This window comes from Rhizobium sp. BK098, from assembly GCF_014193155.1.
In the GTDB taxonomy this organism is placed as follows: Bacteria; Pseudomonadota; Alphaproteobacteria; order Rhizobiales; family Rhizobiaceae; genus Rhizobium.
The window spans coordinates 355,187-370,810 of sequence record NZ_JACHYY010000006.1; the positions used below are offsets into that span (position 1 = coordinate 355,187).

Annotated in this window: 22 protein-coding genes; 9 read left to right on the forward strand and 13 right to left on the reverse strand. The window is 59.2% G+C overall.

What is annotated here, in order from left to right; translation table 11 throughout:
* From FHT73_RS18185 to infC, 4 genes are all read right to left on the reverse strand, one after another.
* A complete protein-coding gene (locus FHT73_RS18185) occupies positions 1–258 on the reverse strand; it encodes a hypothetical protein (RefSeq protein ID WP_246712147.1) in 258 nt (85 codons plus the stop codon).
* A 31-nt stretch (positions 259–289) separates the two neighbouring features.
* Positions 290–694, reverse strand: coding sequence for a 50S ribosomal protein L20 (rplT, locus tag FHT73_RS18190; RefSeq protein ID WP_112336785.1), 405 nt, complete (start codon positions 692–694; stop codon positions 290–292).
* A 37-nt stretch (positions 695–731) separates the two neighbouring features.
* Positions 732–935 (reverse strand): 50S ribosomal protein L35, encoded by a 204-nt coding sequence (gene rpmI, locus FHT73_RS18195; protein ID WP_012759782.1) that lies wholly within the window; start codon positions 933–935, stop codon positions 732–734.
* Between the two features lie 321 nt (positions 936–1,256).
* Complete coding sequence (gene infC / locus FHT73_RS18200; protein ID WP_181476247.1) at positions 1,257–1,793, reverse strand: translation initiation factor IF-3; 537 nt, start codon at positions 1,791–1,793, stop codon at positions 1,257–1,259.
* A 277-nt stretch (positions 1,794–2,070) separates the two neighbouring features.
* Between infC and FHT73_RS18205 the strand changes: the two genes are divergently transcribed.
* Positions 2,071–2,880 (forward strand): alpha/beta hydrolase, encoded by an 810-nt coding sequence (locus FHT73_RS18205; RefSeq protein WP_183713568.1) that lies wholly within the window; start codon positions 2,071–2,073, stop codon positions 2,878–2,880.
* A 235-nt stretch (positions 2,881–3,115) separates the two neighbouring features.
* Positions 3,116–3,715, forward strand: a complete 600-nt coding sequence (locus tag FHT73_RS18210; RefSeq protein WP_015338478.1) for a transglutaminase-like cysteine peptidase — start codon at positions 3,116–3,118, stop codon at positions 3,713–3,715.
* A 120-nt stretch (positions 3,716–3,835) separates the two neighbouring features.
* Here FHT73_RS18210 and FHT73_RS18215 read toward each other — a convergent pair whose 3' ends face one another.
* Positions 3,836–4,024, reverse strand: coding sequence for a hypothetical protein (locus FHT73_RS18215; RefSeq protein ID WP_183713571.1), 189 nt, complete (start codon positions 4,022–4,024; stop codon positions 3,836–3,838).
* Between the two features lie 120 nt (positions 4,025–4,144).
* Positions 4,145–5,128, reverse strand: coding sequence for an iron exporter MbfA (gene mbfA / locus FHT73_RS18220; RefSeq protein WP_015338476.1), 984 nt, complete (start codon positions 5,126–5,128; stop codon positions 4,145–4,147).
* Positions 5,129–5,381: 253 nt separating this feature from the next.
* Here mbfA and FHT73_RS18225 point away from each other — a divergent pair, with 253 nt between their 5' ends.
* Entirely contained in the window at positions 5,382–5,849 is a 468-nt protein-coding gene (locus FHT73_RS18225) for a truncated hemoglobin (RefSeq protein WP_183713574.1), read from the forward strand.
* Positions 5,850–6,008: 159 nt separating this feature from the next.
* Here the strand turns inward: FHT73_RS18225 and FHT73_RS18230 are convergent, their stop codons facing one another.
* Positions 6,009–6,566: a DUF308 domain-containing protein gene (locus FHT73_RS18230; RefSeq protein ID WP_183713577.1), complete on the reverse strand. Its 558-nt coding sequence runs from the start codon at positions 6,564–6,566 to the stop codon at positions 6,009–6,011.
* Between the two features lie 139 nt (positions 6,567–6,705).
* Here FHT73_RS18230 and FHT73_RS18235 point away from each other — a divergent pair, with 139 nt between their 5' ends.
* The gene (locus FHT73_RS18235; RefSeq protein ID WP_183713580.1) at positions 6,706–7,290 is read left to right on the forward strand and encodes a TetR/AcrR family transcriptional regulator; all 585 of its coding nucleotides are present in this window, start codon (positions 6,706–6,708) and stop codon (positions 7,288–7,290) included.
* A 54-nt stretch (positions 7,291–7,344) separates the two neighbouring features.
* Here the strand turns inward: FHT73_RS18235 and FHT73_RS18240 are convergent, their stop codons facing one another.
* Together FHT73_RS18240 and FHT73_RS18245 are read right to left on the reverse strand one after the other, a co-directional pair.
* Positions 7,345–8,259, reverse strand: a complete 915-nt coding sequence (locus FHT73_RS18240; protein ID WP_183713583.1) for an EamA family transporter — start codon at positions 8,257–8,259, stop codon at positions 7,345–7,347.
* Between the two features lie 98 nt (positions 8,260–8,357).
* A complete protein-coding gene (locus tag FHT73_RS18245; protein ID WP_183713586.1) occupies positions 8,358–9,383 on the reverse strand; it encodes a histone deacetylase family protein in 1,026 nt (341 codons plus the stop codon).
* Between the two features lie 149 nt (positions 9,384–9,532).
* On the opposite strand from FHT73_RS18245, the gene FHT73_RS18250 reads away from it, so the two are divergent.
* Complete coding sequence (locus FHT73_RS18250; protein WP_183713588.1) at positions 9,533–10,138, forward strand: HAD-IA family hydrolase; 606 nt, start codon at positions 9,533–9,535, stop codon at positions 10,136–10,138.
* Between the two features lie 2 nt (positions 10,139–10,140).
* Here the strand turns inward: FHT73_RS18250 and FHT73_RS18255 are convergent, their stop codons facing one another.
* Positions 10,141–10,662 carry a GNAT family N-acetyltransferase gene (locus FHT73_RS18255; protein ID WP_183713591.1) on the reverse strand — a complete coding sequence of 174 codons (522 nt, stop codon included), beginning with the start codon at positions 10,660–10,662 and terminating at the stop codon, positions 10,141–10,143.
* Between the two features lie 17 nt (positions 10,663–10,679).
* The gene (locus FHT73_RS18260) at positions 10,680–11,252 is read right to left on the reverse strand and encodes an XRE family transcriptional regulator (RefSeq protein ID WP_183713593.1); all 573 of its coding nucleotides are present in this window, start codon (positions 11,250–11,252) and stop codon (positions 10,680–10,682) included.
* A gap of 204 nt (positions 11,253–11,456) precedes the next feature.
* Here FHT73_RS18260 and FHT73_RS18265 point away from each other — a divergent pair, with 204 nt between their 5' ends.
* The 4 genes from FHT73_RS18265 to FHT73_RS18280 all read left to right on the forward strand — a co-directional run bounded on the left by FHT73_RS18265 (position 11,457) and on the right by FHT73_RS18280 (position 14,296).
* Positions 11,457–11,768, forward strand: a complete 312-nt coding sequence (locus FHT73_RS18265) for a hypothetical protein (protein WP_183713596.1) — start codon at positions 11,457–11,459, stop codon at positions 11,766–11,768.
* 106 nt (positions 11,769–11,874) lie between these two features.
* Positions 11,875–13,707, forward strand: a complete 1,833-nt coding sequence (lepA, locus tag FHT73_RS18270; protein WP_112336797.1) for a translation elongation factor 4 — start codon at positions 11,875–11,877, stop codon at positions 13,705–13,707.
* Positions 13,708–13,766: 59 nt separating this feature from the next.
* Positions 13,767–13,997: a type II toxin-antitoxin system CcdA family antitoxin gene (locus FHT73_RS18275; RefSeq protein ID WP_112609205.1), complete on the forward strand. Its 231-nt coding sequence runs from the start codon at positions 13,767–13,769 to the stop codon at positions 13,995–13,997.
* A complete protein-coding gene (locus FHT73_RS18280; RefSeq protein ID WP_183713599.1) occupies positions 13,997–14,296 on the forward strand; it encodes a CcdB family protein in 300 nt (99 codons plus the stop codon). The genes FHT73_RS18275 and FHT73_RS18280 overlap by 1 nt, the downstream gene beginning before the upstream one ends.
* A gap of 2 nt (positions 14,297–14,298) precedes the next feature.
* On the opposite strand, the gene FHT73_RS18285 is transcribed toward FHT73_RS18280, so the two are convergent.
* Both FHT73_RS18285 and FHT73_RS18290 read right to left on the reverse strand, forming a co-directional pair.
* Positions 14,299–14,754 carry a GFA family protein gene (locus FHT73_RS18285; RefSeq protein WP_183713601.1) on the reverse strand — a complete coding sequence of 152 codons (456 nt, stop codon included), beginning with the start codon at positions 14,752–14,754 and terminating at the stop codon, positions 14,299–14,301.
* Positions 14,755–14,838: 84 nt separating this feature from the next.
* Entirely contained in the window at positions 14,839–15,573 is a 735-nt protein-coding gene (locus tag FHT73_RS18290) for a type 1 glutamine amidotransferase (protein ID WP_112609199.1), read from the reverse strand.
* Positions 15,574–15,624: the final 51 nt, after the last annotated feature.

Below are 15,624 nucleotides of genomic sequence, written 5' to 3' on the forward strand. Positions count from 1 at the left end.
TCATTCCGCGGAATAATGGATGAACGCCCACATCAGACTGCTTGTGGCAACGATGAGGCGCTGCAGATCACTACCCATGTGGAAGCGGCCAATCAACCGGGCAAATGACAAAAACACGCCAAGAATACGGTCCTCGGTATTTGTCGCCCGACGCGCGACCCATTTTCGAGCCTCGCCCAACAAGACAGCCTGACACGATGGAAAAGCATATGCTGCAAAACACAAAACCCGCGCCGGTTTCGCCAGCGCGGGTTTCATAATGAATTTACGAAAGACGTGCGAGGCAGCGTTAGTTAACGGCTGCTTCGAACTCGTTCTTCGTGCCGGCTTCCTTGAGGTATTCAAGTGCCTTCTTCGAAGCGACGACGAGCGCGCCGAAAGCTTCCTGCTCATGGATTGCCATGTCGGAAAGAACCTTGCGGTCAACTTCGATGCCAGCCTTGGTCAGGCCGTCGATGAAGCGGCCATAGGTCAGGCCATGCTCGCGGACGGCAGCGTTGATGCGCTGGATCCAGAGGGCGCGGAAGTTGCGCTTGTTAACCTTGCGGTCGCGATAAGCGTACTGCTTTGCACGATCGACGGCGGCCTTGGCGGTACGGATGGTGTTCTTGCGACGGCCGTAGAAGCCCTTGGCTGCCTTCAGAACCTTCTTGTGCTTGGCGTGGGCGGTAACGCCTCTTTTTACGCGTGCCATTTCATGATCTCCTTAGTCTATAGCGTTACGAATAGTCTTAGAGACCGTTCGGCAAGTAGTTCTTGATAACCTTACGGCCATCCGGTTCTGCGAGAACCATGGTGCCGCGGGCATCGCGAATGAACTTGTTGCTACGCTTGATCATGCCGTGGCGCTTGCCAGCAGCGGCTGCCTTGACCTTGCCGGATGCGGTGATCTTGAACCGCTTCTTGGCAGAGGACTTCGTCTTCATCTTGGGCATTTTGCTACTCCTTCGATGCTTCCTGGCCTGCTTTGCTTAAAAGCCCTTCCCACAGATCCGGAACTGACCGGGCTGCAACAAGGTGCCGGAGCGTTTGTTGTTGAACGGCGGATACGGTGACGAACCGCTCCACCAGCATTCTGAACTGCCACGGCATGCCCTGCCGGTCAGTTCGGACGCGCGCTTATAACCGCACTTGCCTTCGAGTGCAACGGTGCCAATGCGGGAATCTTTGCAGATCGATGACAGGCAGGCCCATGCCGCACAAAAGGAAAAAGCCGTCCAAGGGACGGCTCCGGCCTCTCTACTCCGACTTGCGCCTCACTTGGGCGCAAGCACCATCATCATCTGGCGGCCTTCGAGCTTGGGCTCGGCCTCCACCTTGGCGATCTCGAGCGTATCTTCCTTGACCTGCTGAAGAAGCTTCATACCGAGTTCCTGGTGGGCCATTTCGCGGCCACGGAACTTCAAGGTCACCTTCACCTTGTCGCCTTCCTCAAAGAAACGGCCGATCGCCTTCATCTTCACCTCATAATCATGGGTGTCGATGTTGGGACGCATCTTGATTTCTTTGACTTCGACGATCTTCTGCTTCTTGCGCGCTTCGGCGGCCTTCTTCTGGTTGGCATATTTCAGCTTGCCCAGGTCGAGGATCTTGCACACAGGCGCATCAGCATTGGGGGAAATTTCCACCAGATCGAGACCGGCCTCCTCTGCCATTCTCAATGCTTGGTCGATCGGCACAACGCCCAAATTTTGGCCGTCAGCTGTAATGAGCTGAACTTTGGGAACGCGAATTTCCCTGTTGGAACGTGGCCCGTCCTTTACGGGCGCATCGGTTTTAAAGGGTCTGCGAATGGTCGTATTCTCCACGAATTGTTTCGGATAGCTGCAGCCTCTCGCTCCCCGTCGGCGCAACTGACGGAAATGTCGTAAAAGCTGTGTTGAAGTCAATAGCATGACAGCAGGAAAAAAGCACCTCCCGCGTGTCAATAGAGTGTCGCGGAAGCGCGAGATGCGCGAAGGACACAGTATCCTGCGCATTTATATAGAGAGCCCAGCCAAAAGATCGAGGATTTTTCAGGTCACGCGAGCGCGAATCTGTTTTATAGGGCAGAAAATCCGGGAGCTTTCCATGTCCGAGACCGCAACTATCCGACCGATCTTTCTTCCCGTTGGCACGGGCGACAGCGAGCGCCAGATCGCCGTCATTCAGCGCGCAGCCGGTAAGGGCGACAGGAATGTCAGCTTCGTCTGGTTGTCCGGCTATCGATCCGATATGAGCGGAACCAAGGCACTGGAACTGGATGCGCTGGCCGCGCGGCTCGGTATCGGCTGCATCCGCTTCGACTATTCCGGTCACGGCCAATCCGGCGGCAAGTTTACCAACGGCACGATTTCGCGCTGGCTGGAAGAGGCGCTTGCCGTCATCGACCATACCAAGCCGAAGAAGATCGTTCTCGTCGGCTCCTCGATGGGCGGCTGGATCGCGCTCAGGGCCATCCAGGAACTGCGCAAGCGCAAGAAAGCACCCACTATTGCAGGCCTCGTGCTGATCGCGCCCGCGCCCGATTTCACCATCGACCTCATCGAACCCAATCTTTCCGACGTCGAGCGGCGCTCCCTGGCAGAGCGCGGCTATTTTGACGAGCCTTCGAAATATAGCCCCGAGCCGAACATCTTCACCCGCGCGCTCATCGAGGACGGCCGAGCCAATCGCGTGCTCACCGGCATCATCGAGACCGGCTGCCCCGTACATATATTGCAGGGCATGGAGGATGCCGACGTGCCTTTTTCGCATTCGTTAAAGCTGGTCGAGCACCTGCCGGCCGACGATGTGGTGTTAACACTTGTGCGCGATGGCGATCACCGCCTGTCGCGACCGCAGGATCTGGAGCGCATGCTCGCCGTGGCCGAGACATTGGCGCTGCATAATACGCCGTAAAAACAAGTAGATACCTGCAGGCCTCTTAGTGCGCGGCCTCCTTTGGCCGCCGCCGCATGCGCGCGGCCGCATAATCGCAGGCAGCAGAGGATTGTGGCAGCTATTCCCTTGATTGTGCCGAAATTAACCATATGAGCCGGTTCCCGCGTTAACACTTAAGTAACGATTGACTTCGCGCACCCCCCTACATTAACAATTTGTTAACAAATGCAGGGACGATACAAGGATAGTGGGCGTGCGTATAAAGGGCTTGTTGATTGCCTTCGCTGCTATAGTTGCGATGTCGTCGGCGGCGATGCCAGCACCTCAGCAGGGCGCTTCGATGACCGTCGGCAACGTGACCTCCCAGCCGATCGGGCACTACGACTTTTGTCAGAGACATACCGACGAGTGCGGCCCGACCCGCAATATCGGCCCTGTCGACATGAACGCCGCCGCCTGGGCGCTGGTCAATCAGGTCAACCTGCGCGTCAACAAGACCATCCATCCAGCGACAGACATGGAAGTCTACGGGCAGGAGGAATATTGGGAATATCCGAAAACCGCCGGTGACTGCGAGGATTTTGCCCTTCTAAAGCGCAGAATGCTGATGCAGAGCGGCATTTCCGCATCCAATCTGCTGATGACGGTCGTACGCAAGCCCGATGGCGAGGGACATGCGGTGCTGACGCTGCGCACCAAGCAGGGCGATTTCATCCTCGACAATCTCGAAGACGAGATCAAGGTCTGGAACCAGACCCCCTATTCGTACCTGAAGCGCCAAGCGAGCTTCAATGCCGGCCGCTGGGTGACCATCGAGAACGGCAACGACGTCCTCGTCGGCGCCGTCAAGTAAGAAAGCCAAACTGTCAAACGCAGATAGGCCGGCCCCTCGGACCGGCCTTTCGTTTTTTCATCATGTATGAAAACGCGCCTTACTTTCATGCAAGGGGCGAATTGGTCATCAGCACGAATGTCAGCTGTTTTTATGGCTCTGCTGGCCTGCCTTGACGTGTTGCTCATGCGTGCCGCCGCGCGAGCCGCCAGAGTGCTGCTCGCGGGAGCCGCTCGCCGAAGCATTCCTCGTATTATCGTTGTCCATGTTCTTGTGGCTCTGTTGGCCAGCCTTCACATGCTGCTCGTGAGTTCCACCTTGGTTTGCCATTGGATTATCTCCTTTGGTTAGCAATACGAGGCCAAGAGCGGCCTCGTATTGCTAACCGATGGCAGTGGAAGGCGTTCCGACTTTTAACATTTCGTGATCTGAGAATGTCCTCGCCCTACCTCACCCATTTCCGATCAGAATGCCGGCACCCAGCACAAGCGAGCCGCCGAGGACGACCTGGAAGGCAGCCCGCAGAAACGGCGTTTCCATATACTTGTTCTGGATGAAGGCGATGGCCCAGAGCTCAAAGAAAACAACCACGGCCGCAGTAATCGTCGCGGTCCAGAAATGCGGAATGAGATAGGGCAAGGCGTGCCCGAGGCCGCCAAGCGCCGTCATGATGCCGCAGGCAAGGCCGCGCTTGATCGGCGAACCGCGGCCGGAGATCTTGCCGTCGTCATGGGCCGCCTCGGTGAAACCCATCGAAATGCCGGCGCCAACCGACGCCGACAGGCCGACAAGAAAGGTCTGCCATGTCTGCTGCGTGGCAAAGGCGGCGGCGAAGATCGGTGCGAGCGTCGAGACGGAACCGTCCATCAGCCCGGCGAGACCCGGCTGCACGTAGGTCAGCACGAACTGGCGGCGTGCCTGTGCATCCTCCTCGTGCTTGACCTCTTCCGGCGTGTGCTTCTCGCCCAGCATGCGGGCGACGTCTTCGTGGCCCTGCTCGGCAAGCGCAAGATCGCCGAGAAGCTGGCGTGTCGAGGCGTCGGAGACCTGCTTGGCCGCCTCGACATAGAAATTATAGGCCTGCTGCTCCATCGCCTCGGCTTCGTTGCGCATGGCATCGAGGGAGAGGTTCTTGCGCAGCCAATCCGGCTTGCGCTCGTAAAAGCCATGCACATGCTCGCGCCGGATCAGCGGGATACGCTCGCCGAAGCGGCGGCGATGCATATCGATCAGCGTCTTGCGATGGCTGTCCTCGACCTCGGCCATATCCTCGAAAACCTTGGCGGACTCAGGATAGTGCGGACGGAGCGTATCTGCATAGGCAAGATAGATGCGCGAATCATCCTCTTCCGCCGCAATGGCGATCGCGAGGATCTCCTGTTCGGAAAGCGAGGTGAAAGGACGTTTGGACGGGCGAAACAGGCCGAGCAGCATCGGGGGCAACCTTATGACTTTAGAATTATTCTAAATCTAAAGTCAGTGATTGCGCTGGTCAAGCGCGGATGTGTTGCCGTCTGGGCTGCGCGCCGAAGAATTCACGGTTTATCGCGACAACATCAGCAATCGCGAGATGGTTTGACAGATTGCCGCAACATTCCGATGACGCTTGGCGTGGCCGGCAAATTGCTTACATAGATGCAGACAGATGCGGCTTGCGGCGATGTCTAGCCCGAGCCAGGAGACTATTATGGAACAGGAACGACAAGCCCGCGCAGCTCACCTCGCCGGCATTCGCGAGAAAGCCGAGGCGGAAATGGCACGCATAGGCATCGATGCTGCCTTCATCGACAGGCTGGTCGATACATTTTATGGACGCGTTCAGTCACATTCGCGGCTCGGGCCAGTCTTCGAGGGACGCCTTGCCGGACGCTGGCCGGATCATATGGAGAAGATGAAACGCTTCTGGTCCTCCGTCGCCTTCAAGAACGGCGCCTATGGCGGCAAACCGGTGCAGGCGCATCTCGGCGTCGGAGGAATGAGCGCCGATCTCTTTCCTGAGTGGCTGGCGCTTTTCTCCGAAACGCTTGGCGACATCGCACCTTCGGCGGAGGCCAAAACCTGGTTCATGGCGACAGCCGAACGCATCGCCAAGAGCCTGACGCTCTCGCTCTTCTATAATCCTGCGCTGGACGATCCCGCGAGGACGACGGCTTAAGGCAGGCCGGCGAAAATACGGAATTCGACAGCAGATGCCGACGGGCACGCGATCGATGAAGTTCGGAACTTCGTCGGCATCAACTGCGGCATGAGTGATCGATACGATTCTCTTGACGGCGGCAAGCCGCTTCAAACCCGCCGCCAGATCAGGCAGCACCTATGCATGTGCTTTGCGATAGGCTGCGACCGCAAGCCAGATTGCAGAAAGCAGGAAGTAGAAGGCTCCGAATGCCGCATAGGGAACGATATCCAGAATTGTCGGCGCGACGGTGCCGAGGGATCGACTGAGCATGAAACCGCCGGCAAGCGCCGACTGCGCACCGCTCAAGATCATTACCCATTGAGCGCCATAGATACGCCAGCGCCTTACGCCGGTGTAGAGTTGCAGCAGGCCCGAGAGGATCGCCCAAGCCCCAAACACGGCCAGAACGGCATAGGTGCTATTGTCGGTGGCTACCACAACGGCGAGCGCCGTGATGATGCTGACGAAAACATTTAACGTTTGGGACGGATTGACCTTCAGGCCGCCGTTAACCCGGGCGTCGACCAGATTGGCGAGGGCATCCCACACAGGATAGATAACGAGCAGAAACGCGACGGATGGCGGGTTTGCACTGAGCAGGATCGCGGCTGCAATCCAGGCGATCGAGAACAGGGCACGTGTAAAATAGTAGGATTGCAGCCAGTTGGGCTGGGGTGAAATGCGGCTTTGCATCGGGAGGCTCCTTGTATTTGACTACCTACTAGTAGGGAGACAAACTCACCGAGTCAACGCGGGTTCGAACACGGTTTCGTGAGAGCCAGAAGTGGTGTGGCACTCTTGACAATCCGCCTACCAAAAGGTAGGCAGCGACATGAAATCAATAGCTTCGACTTCAGAAAAAATTCTCGACATCGCGCAGTCTCTTATCGTGGCCGGAGGCTACAACGGCTTCAGCTATGCCGACATCTCCGCCGCGATCGGTATCCGGAAGGCGAGCATCCACCATCACTTTCCAACAAAGGCCGAACTGGTTTCGGTGCTCGTGGGCCGTTACAGGCAGCAGACGGAAACGGGTCTGAAGTCTTTGCGCGAAGGGATCTCGAGCCCTGCGGAACAGCTGCAGGCCTATGTGAGCTACTGGCACTCATGCATTCGGGACGCCTCGCTGCCCTTCTGCGTCTGTGCGATGCTCGCCAGCGAGATGCAGATGCTGCCGGAGGATGTCGCATCCCAGGTACGTGGCCATTTTCATAGCCTTGCCGGATGGCTTGCGTCGGTGCTGCAGGCTGGAACCGAGAATGGCTTCTTCCAGCTGGACAAGCAACCCGAGGAAGAGGCGCAAATCCTGATGGCCTCGGTTCATGGGGCAATGCTCTCGGCGAGAGCTTTCGGCGATCCAGGACTGTTCATCGCAATCGTCGCACCCCAGATCGCCAGGCTTCAAGCCCCGGATTGACGGAGAAGTTGCCGGGACCAAACTCAAAGCGACGACGGCTTACGCCCACCAGTCTCAGGCTTTCGTGGCGAAAACGGTCGCCCCGATACTCGCGGAAACCACGAGCGCGGTGCCGAACATCTGAGACGGCGTCATCGGCTGCGACAGAATGACAAACCCGGCAACGGCGCCGATGGCGGGTTCGAGGCTCATGAGGATGCCGAAGGAAGATGTTGGCATGCGCTTGAGCGCCACCATTTCCAGCACATAGGGTAGCAGCGGCACGAGCAACGCCAAGCCGGCTATTTCAAGAAGGCCGAAGGCCGTCAGATTAGGGACCGCAGAGGCATAGCCGAAGGGCGTGGAGACGACCGCTGCGATCAGCAGGGACATGGAAAGACCCTCGAGTCCCTCAAAGGCATTGCCGACCTTCTTCGTCAAAAGAATGTAGCAGGCCCATCCCGCTCCGGCGCCGATGGCAAAGAGGATGCCGGGAAGATTGCCGACCCACTCTTCGCCATTATAGGCCAGCAGCAGAACGCCGATTGCCGCAAGGATCGGCCAGAGAAGCTGGCGGCTGAGCCCGAAGCCGAGGGTCGCGACCAGCAACGGCCCGAGAAACTCGATAGCGACGGCAAGGCCTAGGGGAATGCGGGCAATCGCCGAAAAGAAGGAGGTCGTCATCAGCGCCGATACGGTGCCGAGCGCCAGCACGCCGAGCCATTGCGAGCGGCTGTAGCTCATGATCTTGGGCCGGACGATGATTGCCAGCGCGATGGAGGCGAAGACGAGCCGCAGCCAAGTCGCGCCCGCCGGCCCATAGGCATGGATGATCGGGGAGGACAGCGCCGAGCCGAACTGGATTGACGACATGGACATGACGCACATCAGCACGCCGGCGGCAATGCCACCGGTCGATGGCGCAACATCCGGATGCGGCATCGAGGCCGAGCCGCCATCCGTGCCACTCTCGACAAGCTTCTGTTCCATAACCTCTCCCACCCGGCGAGGCTTTTTAGAAGCTTAGACTTATGCTGACAAATTCAAACTTTTCATCCTGCGATCAGGCGCTTTGATGCAAAAGCCGCTCAGGCTTCGAGACCTTTCAGCACATTGGCGACGTTCAGGCCGATTTCGGGCACGCCATAACCGCCCTCCATGCAGACGAGGACGAGCAGCCCGGCGGCCGCGATGCGCTCACCCATGCGGACGAAATCCTGCGAGGTCAGCTTGAAGAAGGAAATCGGATCGCGCTCGAACGTATCGACGCCGAGCGACAGCACGATCGCCTCCGCGCCGAATAGCTTGATGCGGGCGAGCGCATCATCGAGCGCCGCCGACCAGACTTCCCATGGCGTGCCGCGCGGCATGGGGTAATTGCGGTTGGCGCCCAACCCATTGCCCTCGCCCTTCTCATCGGCATGGCCGAGGAAATAGGGAAAGGCATGGATGGGATCGCCATGGAGCGACGCCGTGAAAACATCGCCGCGCCGGTAGAATATGTCCTGCGTGCCGTTGCCGTGATGGAAATCGACATCGAGCACGGCAACCTTGGCGGCGCCATGATCACGCAGGCGCTGCGCCGCGACGCCGGCATTGTTTATGAAGCAATAACCGCCGAAGAGATCGATGCCGGCGTGATGGCCGGGCGGGCGGCAGAGGGCGAAAGCGAAGCGATTGCCGGCGTGCAGCCAATCGGCGCCGGTCAGGGCGCAGCGCATGGACGCGAGCGCAGCCTCATAGGAGCCTTTGGTGATGGAGGTATCGGCAGCATTGGCATAATGGCCGATCATGCCGACGATATTGTTAGGCACGCGTTGGCTGGTGCGCCTGACGGGAAAGGAGTTGGCGATCGCTTCGCCCTTGTAACCAGCGGCGACCCAGCGCTCCCAGACCACACCGAGAAAATCGAGATAGGCCGGATCATGCACCTTGCGCGCCGTTTCCAGCCCATGGGCTTCAGGCGCAACCACATCGGTAAAGCCGGCTTCCTTCACGGCGGCCAGGATCCATTCGGCGCGGAAGGGCGCTTCGAAGGGCGTGACGAGCTGGCCGTCATGCAGCTCGGTCTTGGCATCCCTCAGCTTGTGATCCTCCGAATAAATGACGCGCATCGTCCCCTCCTCCATCGCCGGCATTGTTCTGCAGATGACACGAAGGCTTACATGCATCGCGCCCCGGAAAAAAGAGCGGGATGTGGCCTTGAATGCTGCTGCAAACAACTGCACCTTCCGCCCACGTTCGAGGAATTGGAGGCGGCGGTATGAAACTCCTGATGGTCGATGTCGACGGCGTGCTGGTGCATGGCCGCCCGGGTGACGGACTGCCGCTGTTCACCTATCTGGAGCGCGATCTGGGCTTGCGGCTTGAGGCGCTGCAAGAGGCATTCTTCAAAACCTGTTGGCCTGACATCGTCACCGGCCGCGATGCGCTCGAGCCGAGGCTTGCTGAGGTTCTCGGGAAGATTGCGCCCCACGTTAGCGCCCGAACCCTGATCGACTACTGGTTCGAGAATGACTCTCGCCTGGACCACGGCCTGCTCGAGGACCTCGCCGCACTGAGGGCCGGGGGAACGAAGATGTTCCTCGCCACCAATCAGGAGCATATGCGCGCCGCCTATCTGATGGAGAATCTCAGGCTCTCCGACTATTTCGACGGCATTTTCTATTCCGCGATGCTGGGTTACCAGAAGCCGGCGCCGGAGTTCTTCCGGCTGGCGACCGAGCGCGTCGGCATCGCGCCCGGCGACATCGTCTTCATCGACGATTACCCCGCCAATATCGAAGCCGCCCGGCATTTCGGCTGGAAAGCAATGCATTGGGCGCCAGGCTCGAAGCTGGAAGATGCGCTCGCGGCCTTTTCGCGCTGAAATCACAGGGAAATCCGCTTGTAGAAGATGGTCGTGTCGCACAACCCGCCCTGCGGCCACAAGGCGTAATCGGGGACGACGCCGACGCGCTCCCAGCCGAGGCGGGGGTAGATGGCTTCGGCGTCGCTGCCCGTCGCCGTGTCGAGCACCAGCAAGGTCTTGCCGATACGTGCGGCTTCGCGCTCAGCGGCTTCCATCAACAGCCGAGCAAGCCCCTTGCCTCGCGCGGAGCTGTGCACCAGCAGTTTTTTTAGATCGCCACGATGCGGCTGGTTCGGCATCTGTGCGGCGCCGACCTGCACCGTTCCGACCACTCTGCTTTCAATTGCGGCGGCGAAAAGCAGTGTCGCGCCACTTTCGACGCTGTCGGCCACGCCCTGCCAATACGGCAATGCGTCGGCCGCCCCATAAGGCTGCATGAAGCCGACGGAAGCGCCGCCATTGACGCAATCGGCGAGCACATCGCAAAGATCCGGCAGAGCAGCACGAGCCTCGGCGGCGGAGAGAAGACGAATATCAGGCATGAAGAGATCCTTGGATGTTATGAACGGCCGCGATCGAGGATGACGCTGTAGCGCGCCGGCACCTCGCCGGGATTGCGGAAAGCGTGGCCGTCGCCGACGCCCATGAAGAGACAATCGCCTGGCATCAGGCGATGGGTAACATCACGATGCATCACCTCCATCTCGCCCTCGAACAGCCAGACGTGCTGGGTCATCGCGAGGCTTGCCGTGTTCGGCGGAAAGATGACGCGCGCGCCGGCGGGGAAGATAACCTCGACGACATCGACCTTCGAGCCCGTGCCCGGCGGCGAGACGGCACGTCTGACATAGCCGGTTCCAGGATCGCGCCAGATCGCCTGCTGCGCATGGCGGGAAAGCGGCGACACCTCCTCGTCTTCTTCGGCAAAGAAGGCCGAGAGCGAAAGGCCAAGCGCTGCGCAAAGCCGCGACAGCAGCGAGGCCGTCGGGCTCGCCTCCGCCCGCTCGATGCGCGAGATCATGGCACGGCTGACGGCCGAGGCATTGGCAAGCTCATCCAGCGTCAGGCCCCGGGCGATGCGCAGCTCCTTGATACGCGCGCCGATCGCCATTTCCAGATCATCAACCGCCATTCTCTGTGTCTCTCATTTCAAAATTCTACTATATGAGAAATACACGTTCTGATGATGGAATCAAGCATCATGAGTCGTTGATTGCGAAGGCGACATGTTCCCGAGCGTGAGCACTACTTTTCAACTAATTTGCCGACGCCCTACAACTCAAGCTTGGCACAAGGTCGCTCGCTCATGAACGCATCAAAGAGTTGGGGGATTCAAATGAAATTGTTCTACGTAGTTTCACTGGCCGCACTGGCGGGGTTGTCCGGCTGCACAACAGTTCAAGACGATGTTAAAAATAATCGCGATGGAGCAATAGCCGGTTGCGTGAAGCGCGTCGAATTGTCGAACGCCAAGTTTAAAGAGCATGCTACGGCCTACATGAGCGTGACGCAGGAAAGACTTCCGGGCGCGTTGTGCAGCCGGTTGGCGGATGGAGTTGCAAGTGGCCGTATCAATCAAAGCGACATCAACGGTTTGATTGAGACCGGGCAGCTGACTGCGAAGTTCAGATTCCTCAAGGGACACTGAAGACATCTCAGGTACCAGCCGAAACGTTTGCAGGCGCAAGCCTAGCGATAGATAACCTCATCAGAACCCCGCTTTTCCGCTTTGCGGCGCGGGGCGGCGCTGCTATATGGCGCGCATGAGCACCAATTCCACCACTCCGCTTTCGCACATCCGCAACTTCTCGATCGTGGCCCATATCGACCATGGCAAATCGACGCTGGCCGACCGCCTGATTCAGACGACGGGCGGCCTTGCCGAACGCGAGATGTCGGAGCAGGTGCTGGACAATATGGAGATCGAGCGCGAGCGCGGCATCACCATCAAGGCTCAGACCGTGCGCCTACACTACAAGGCCAACAATGGCGAGACCTATATCCTCAATCTGATCGACACGCCCGGACATGTCGACTTCGCCTATGAAGTCTCGCGCTCGCTGTCGGCCTGCGAGGGCTCGCTGCTTGTTGTCGACGCCTCTCAGGGTGTAGAAGCGCAGACGCTCGCCAACGTCTATCAGGCGATCGACAATAATCACGAGCTCGTCACCGTCCTCAACAAGATCGATCTGCCGGCGGCCGAACCCGACCGCATCAAGGACCAGATCGAAGAGGTCATCGGCATCGATGCCTCCGACGCCGTTTTGATCTCGGCCAAGACCGGCCTCGGCATTCCTGACGTTCTCGAAGCCATCGTCCACAAGCTGCCGGCGCCCAAGAGCCCGGGCGGCGAAAAGGCACCGCTGAAGGCGCTGCTGGTCGACAGCTGGTACGACACCTATCTCGGCGTCATGGTTCTCGTGCGCATCATCGATGGCACGCTGACCAAGGGCCAGACCATCCGCATGATGGGGACTGACGCGAAGTACCAGATCGAGCGCGTCGGCGTTCTCACGCCGAAGATGGTCGCCGTCGACAGCCTCGGCCCTGGCGAAATCGGCTTCATCACTGCCTCGATCAAGGAAGTGGCCGACACCCGCGTCGGCGATACCATCACCGAGGACAAACGCCCGACCGCCGAGGCTCTTCCGGGCTTCAAGCCGGCACAGCCTGTCGTGTTCTGCGGCCTCTTCCCGGTCGATGCCGCCGATTTCGAGGACTTGCGCTCGGCCATGGGCAAGCTGCGCCTCAACGACGCCAGCTTCTCCTTCGAAATGGAATCGTCCGCCGCTCTCGGCTTCGGTTTCCGCTGCGGCTTCCTCGGCCTGCTGCACCTGGAAATCATCCAGGAGCGCCTGGAGCGCGAATTCAATCTCGACCTGATCGCGACGGCACCTTCCGTCGTCTACCAGCTCACCATGACCGACGGCACGGAGATCGAGCTGCACAACCCGGCAGACATGCCCGACGTCGTCAAGATTTCCGAATTCCGCGAGCCGTGGATCAAGGCGACGATCCTGACGCCGGACGATTATCTTGGCTCGATCCTGAAGCTCTGCCAGGACCGCCGCGGCATCCAGACCGAGCTGACCTATGTCGGCAACCGCGCCATGATCACCTACGACCTGCCGCTCAACGAAGTCGTCTTCGACTTCTACGACCGCCTGAAGTCGATTTCGAAGGGCTATGCCTCCTTCGACTACAGTCTGACCGACTATCGCGAGAGCGATCTCGTCAAGATGTCGATCCTCGTCAATGCCGAACCGGTCGATGCGCTCTCCATGCTCGTGCACCGCTCCGCCGCCGAAAAGCGCGGCCGCGTCATGTGCGAGAAGCTGAAGGACCTGATCCCGCAGCACATGTTCCAGATCCCGATCCAGGCCGCCATCGGCGGGCGCATCATCGCCCGTGAAACGGTGAAGGCACTGCGCAAGGACGTGACCGCCAAGTGCTACGGCGGCGACGCCACCCGCAAGCGCAAGCTGCTCGACAAGCAGAAGGAAGGCAAGAAGCGCATGCGGCAGTTCGGCAAGGTCGAAATCCCGCAGGAAGCGTTTATCGCCGCGCTGAAGATGGGGGATGAGTGAGGCTCTTATCAAATACAAATTATGCGCATATAATTTGTGCATAATTTGAGGAGTTCCTCATGACCCAGACCGCACGAAAAGCTGCAAATTTATCTCTCGACGAGAAGCTCGTTTCAGAGGCACGTGGCCTGAAAATCAATATCTCACGTGCTGCAGAAGACGGCATAGCGCGCGCCATCAAGGTTGAGCGCGAACGACTATGGCTTATGGAAAATGCTGAGGCAATCGAACAAGCCAATTCCTACGTTGAAAAACATGGCCTGCCGTTTGGAAAATATCGGCAGTTCTGATGGCAAGATTCCGCGTCTATGGTCTGAGGCAGAGTCGAACTCTCGTACTCGATCTTCAAGCTGATTTACTGGATAGGCTAAGCACGCGGATAATGGCTCCATTGCTTCGCGCGGAAGATGTGTTGACGCCAATAGCGAGGCTCAACCCGCAATTCACTATCGCCGACGAGACTTATATCATGGCGACCCAGCTTATGGCGGCGATACCGCTCGCCGAAATCGGAGAGTTGATTACTGATCTAAGTTCGCACGGCGATCAGATTACCGCCGCAACCGACTTTCTTTTTCAAGGCTTCTGATCTTAGTTCGCAGCCATATATTCCTTCGTCAAACCCTCATACTCTTCCATCGCCGGCACTGCGGCGTAGCTGTGCTTGGCTGGCGTCGTCGCCCAGGGCAGCTTTTCGCTCGTCCAGGTCTCCATGAAAGGCGTGAACCAGCTGACGTTATCAAGCATGGTGGCGCGGACGTTGACGAACCAATCGACCCCTTCGAGCTTCGTGAACATCCAGCTCATGCAATGCGGGCAGAAATAGTGATGGATGACATCGCCGTGCAAGCCGCCGATGACGGGTTCGCCCTCAGTCACCTCGAAACCCTCCGTGGGTATGGCGGCGCTCAGCGAATAGGGTCCGGCCGTCATGCGCTGGCAGCCGGTGCAATGGCAGGCCATGGTGAGTATCGGCTTGGCGCTGATCTTCAGCCGCACCTGTCCACAACGACAACCGCCTTCGCATGGTAATTCCAGTGCACTCATGATGTCATTTCCTCCTATTTCAAACTGCCAGTGTATAACACATCGCCATCTGATTGATCGGATGTGCCCGATCATCGCCGATGCTCAGGCCTCTGCCGCCTGCGGAAGCTCTGCTTGCACCTTGATCGTCCGCACCCAGGCGCGCGCGATCGCAAGGCCGGCCGTCTCAGCCGCTGCGGAATGCTTGGCGACGAGCTCCGGATAGCGGTCGAGCCAGCCCGGCTCCTTGCGCTCGATCGTTTCCCTGAATTCGCCGCGCCAGCGCTCCACCACGGCGGCATTGGCCTCGAAGTGGAACTGCGTGCCATAGGTGGCGCGGCCGATGCGGAAGGCCTGGTTCGGCGTGACGCCATTGGCGGCAAGGCGCGTGGCTCCATCAGGCAAGGTAAAGGTGTCGCCATGCCATTCGAAGATGGTGAATTCGTCGCCGACATCGGCCAGCAGCGGGTCTGCCTTACCCTCTTCCGTGAGGCCGACCGTCTTCCAGCCGAATTCATGGGCGGTGCCGAGACGGTTTTCCGCCTCATAGGCGCGCGCCAGGATCTGGCTGCCGAGGCAGATGCCGAGCACGGCCTTATCCTCACCCTCGAAACGGCGCATCAGCCCCGCCAGCTCCGGCAGATAGGGATGGGTGTCGTCATCGCGGGCGCTCTGCTCGCCACCGAGCACGGCCAGCGCATCCCAGGATGACGTTTCCTTCGGCAGGGCCTCGCCGCTCCAGGGGCGGAACCAACCGATCTCGGCTCCAGCCTCCTCCAGCGCAATGCCAAGCGCGCCGAGCGGGGTGTTCTTCATATTCTCGATGATGGCGACGCGCATACCGTTGATTCCCGAGCGATGTTACCACCGGAGATGAGCATGAGGCGGCGG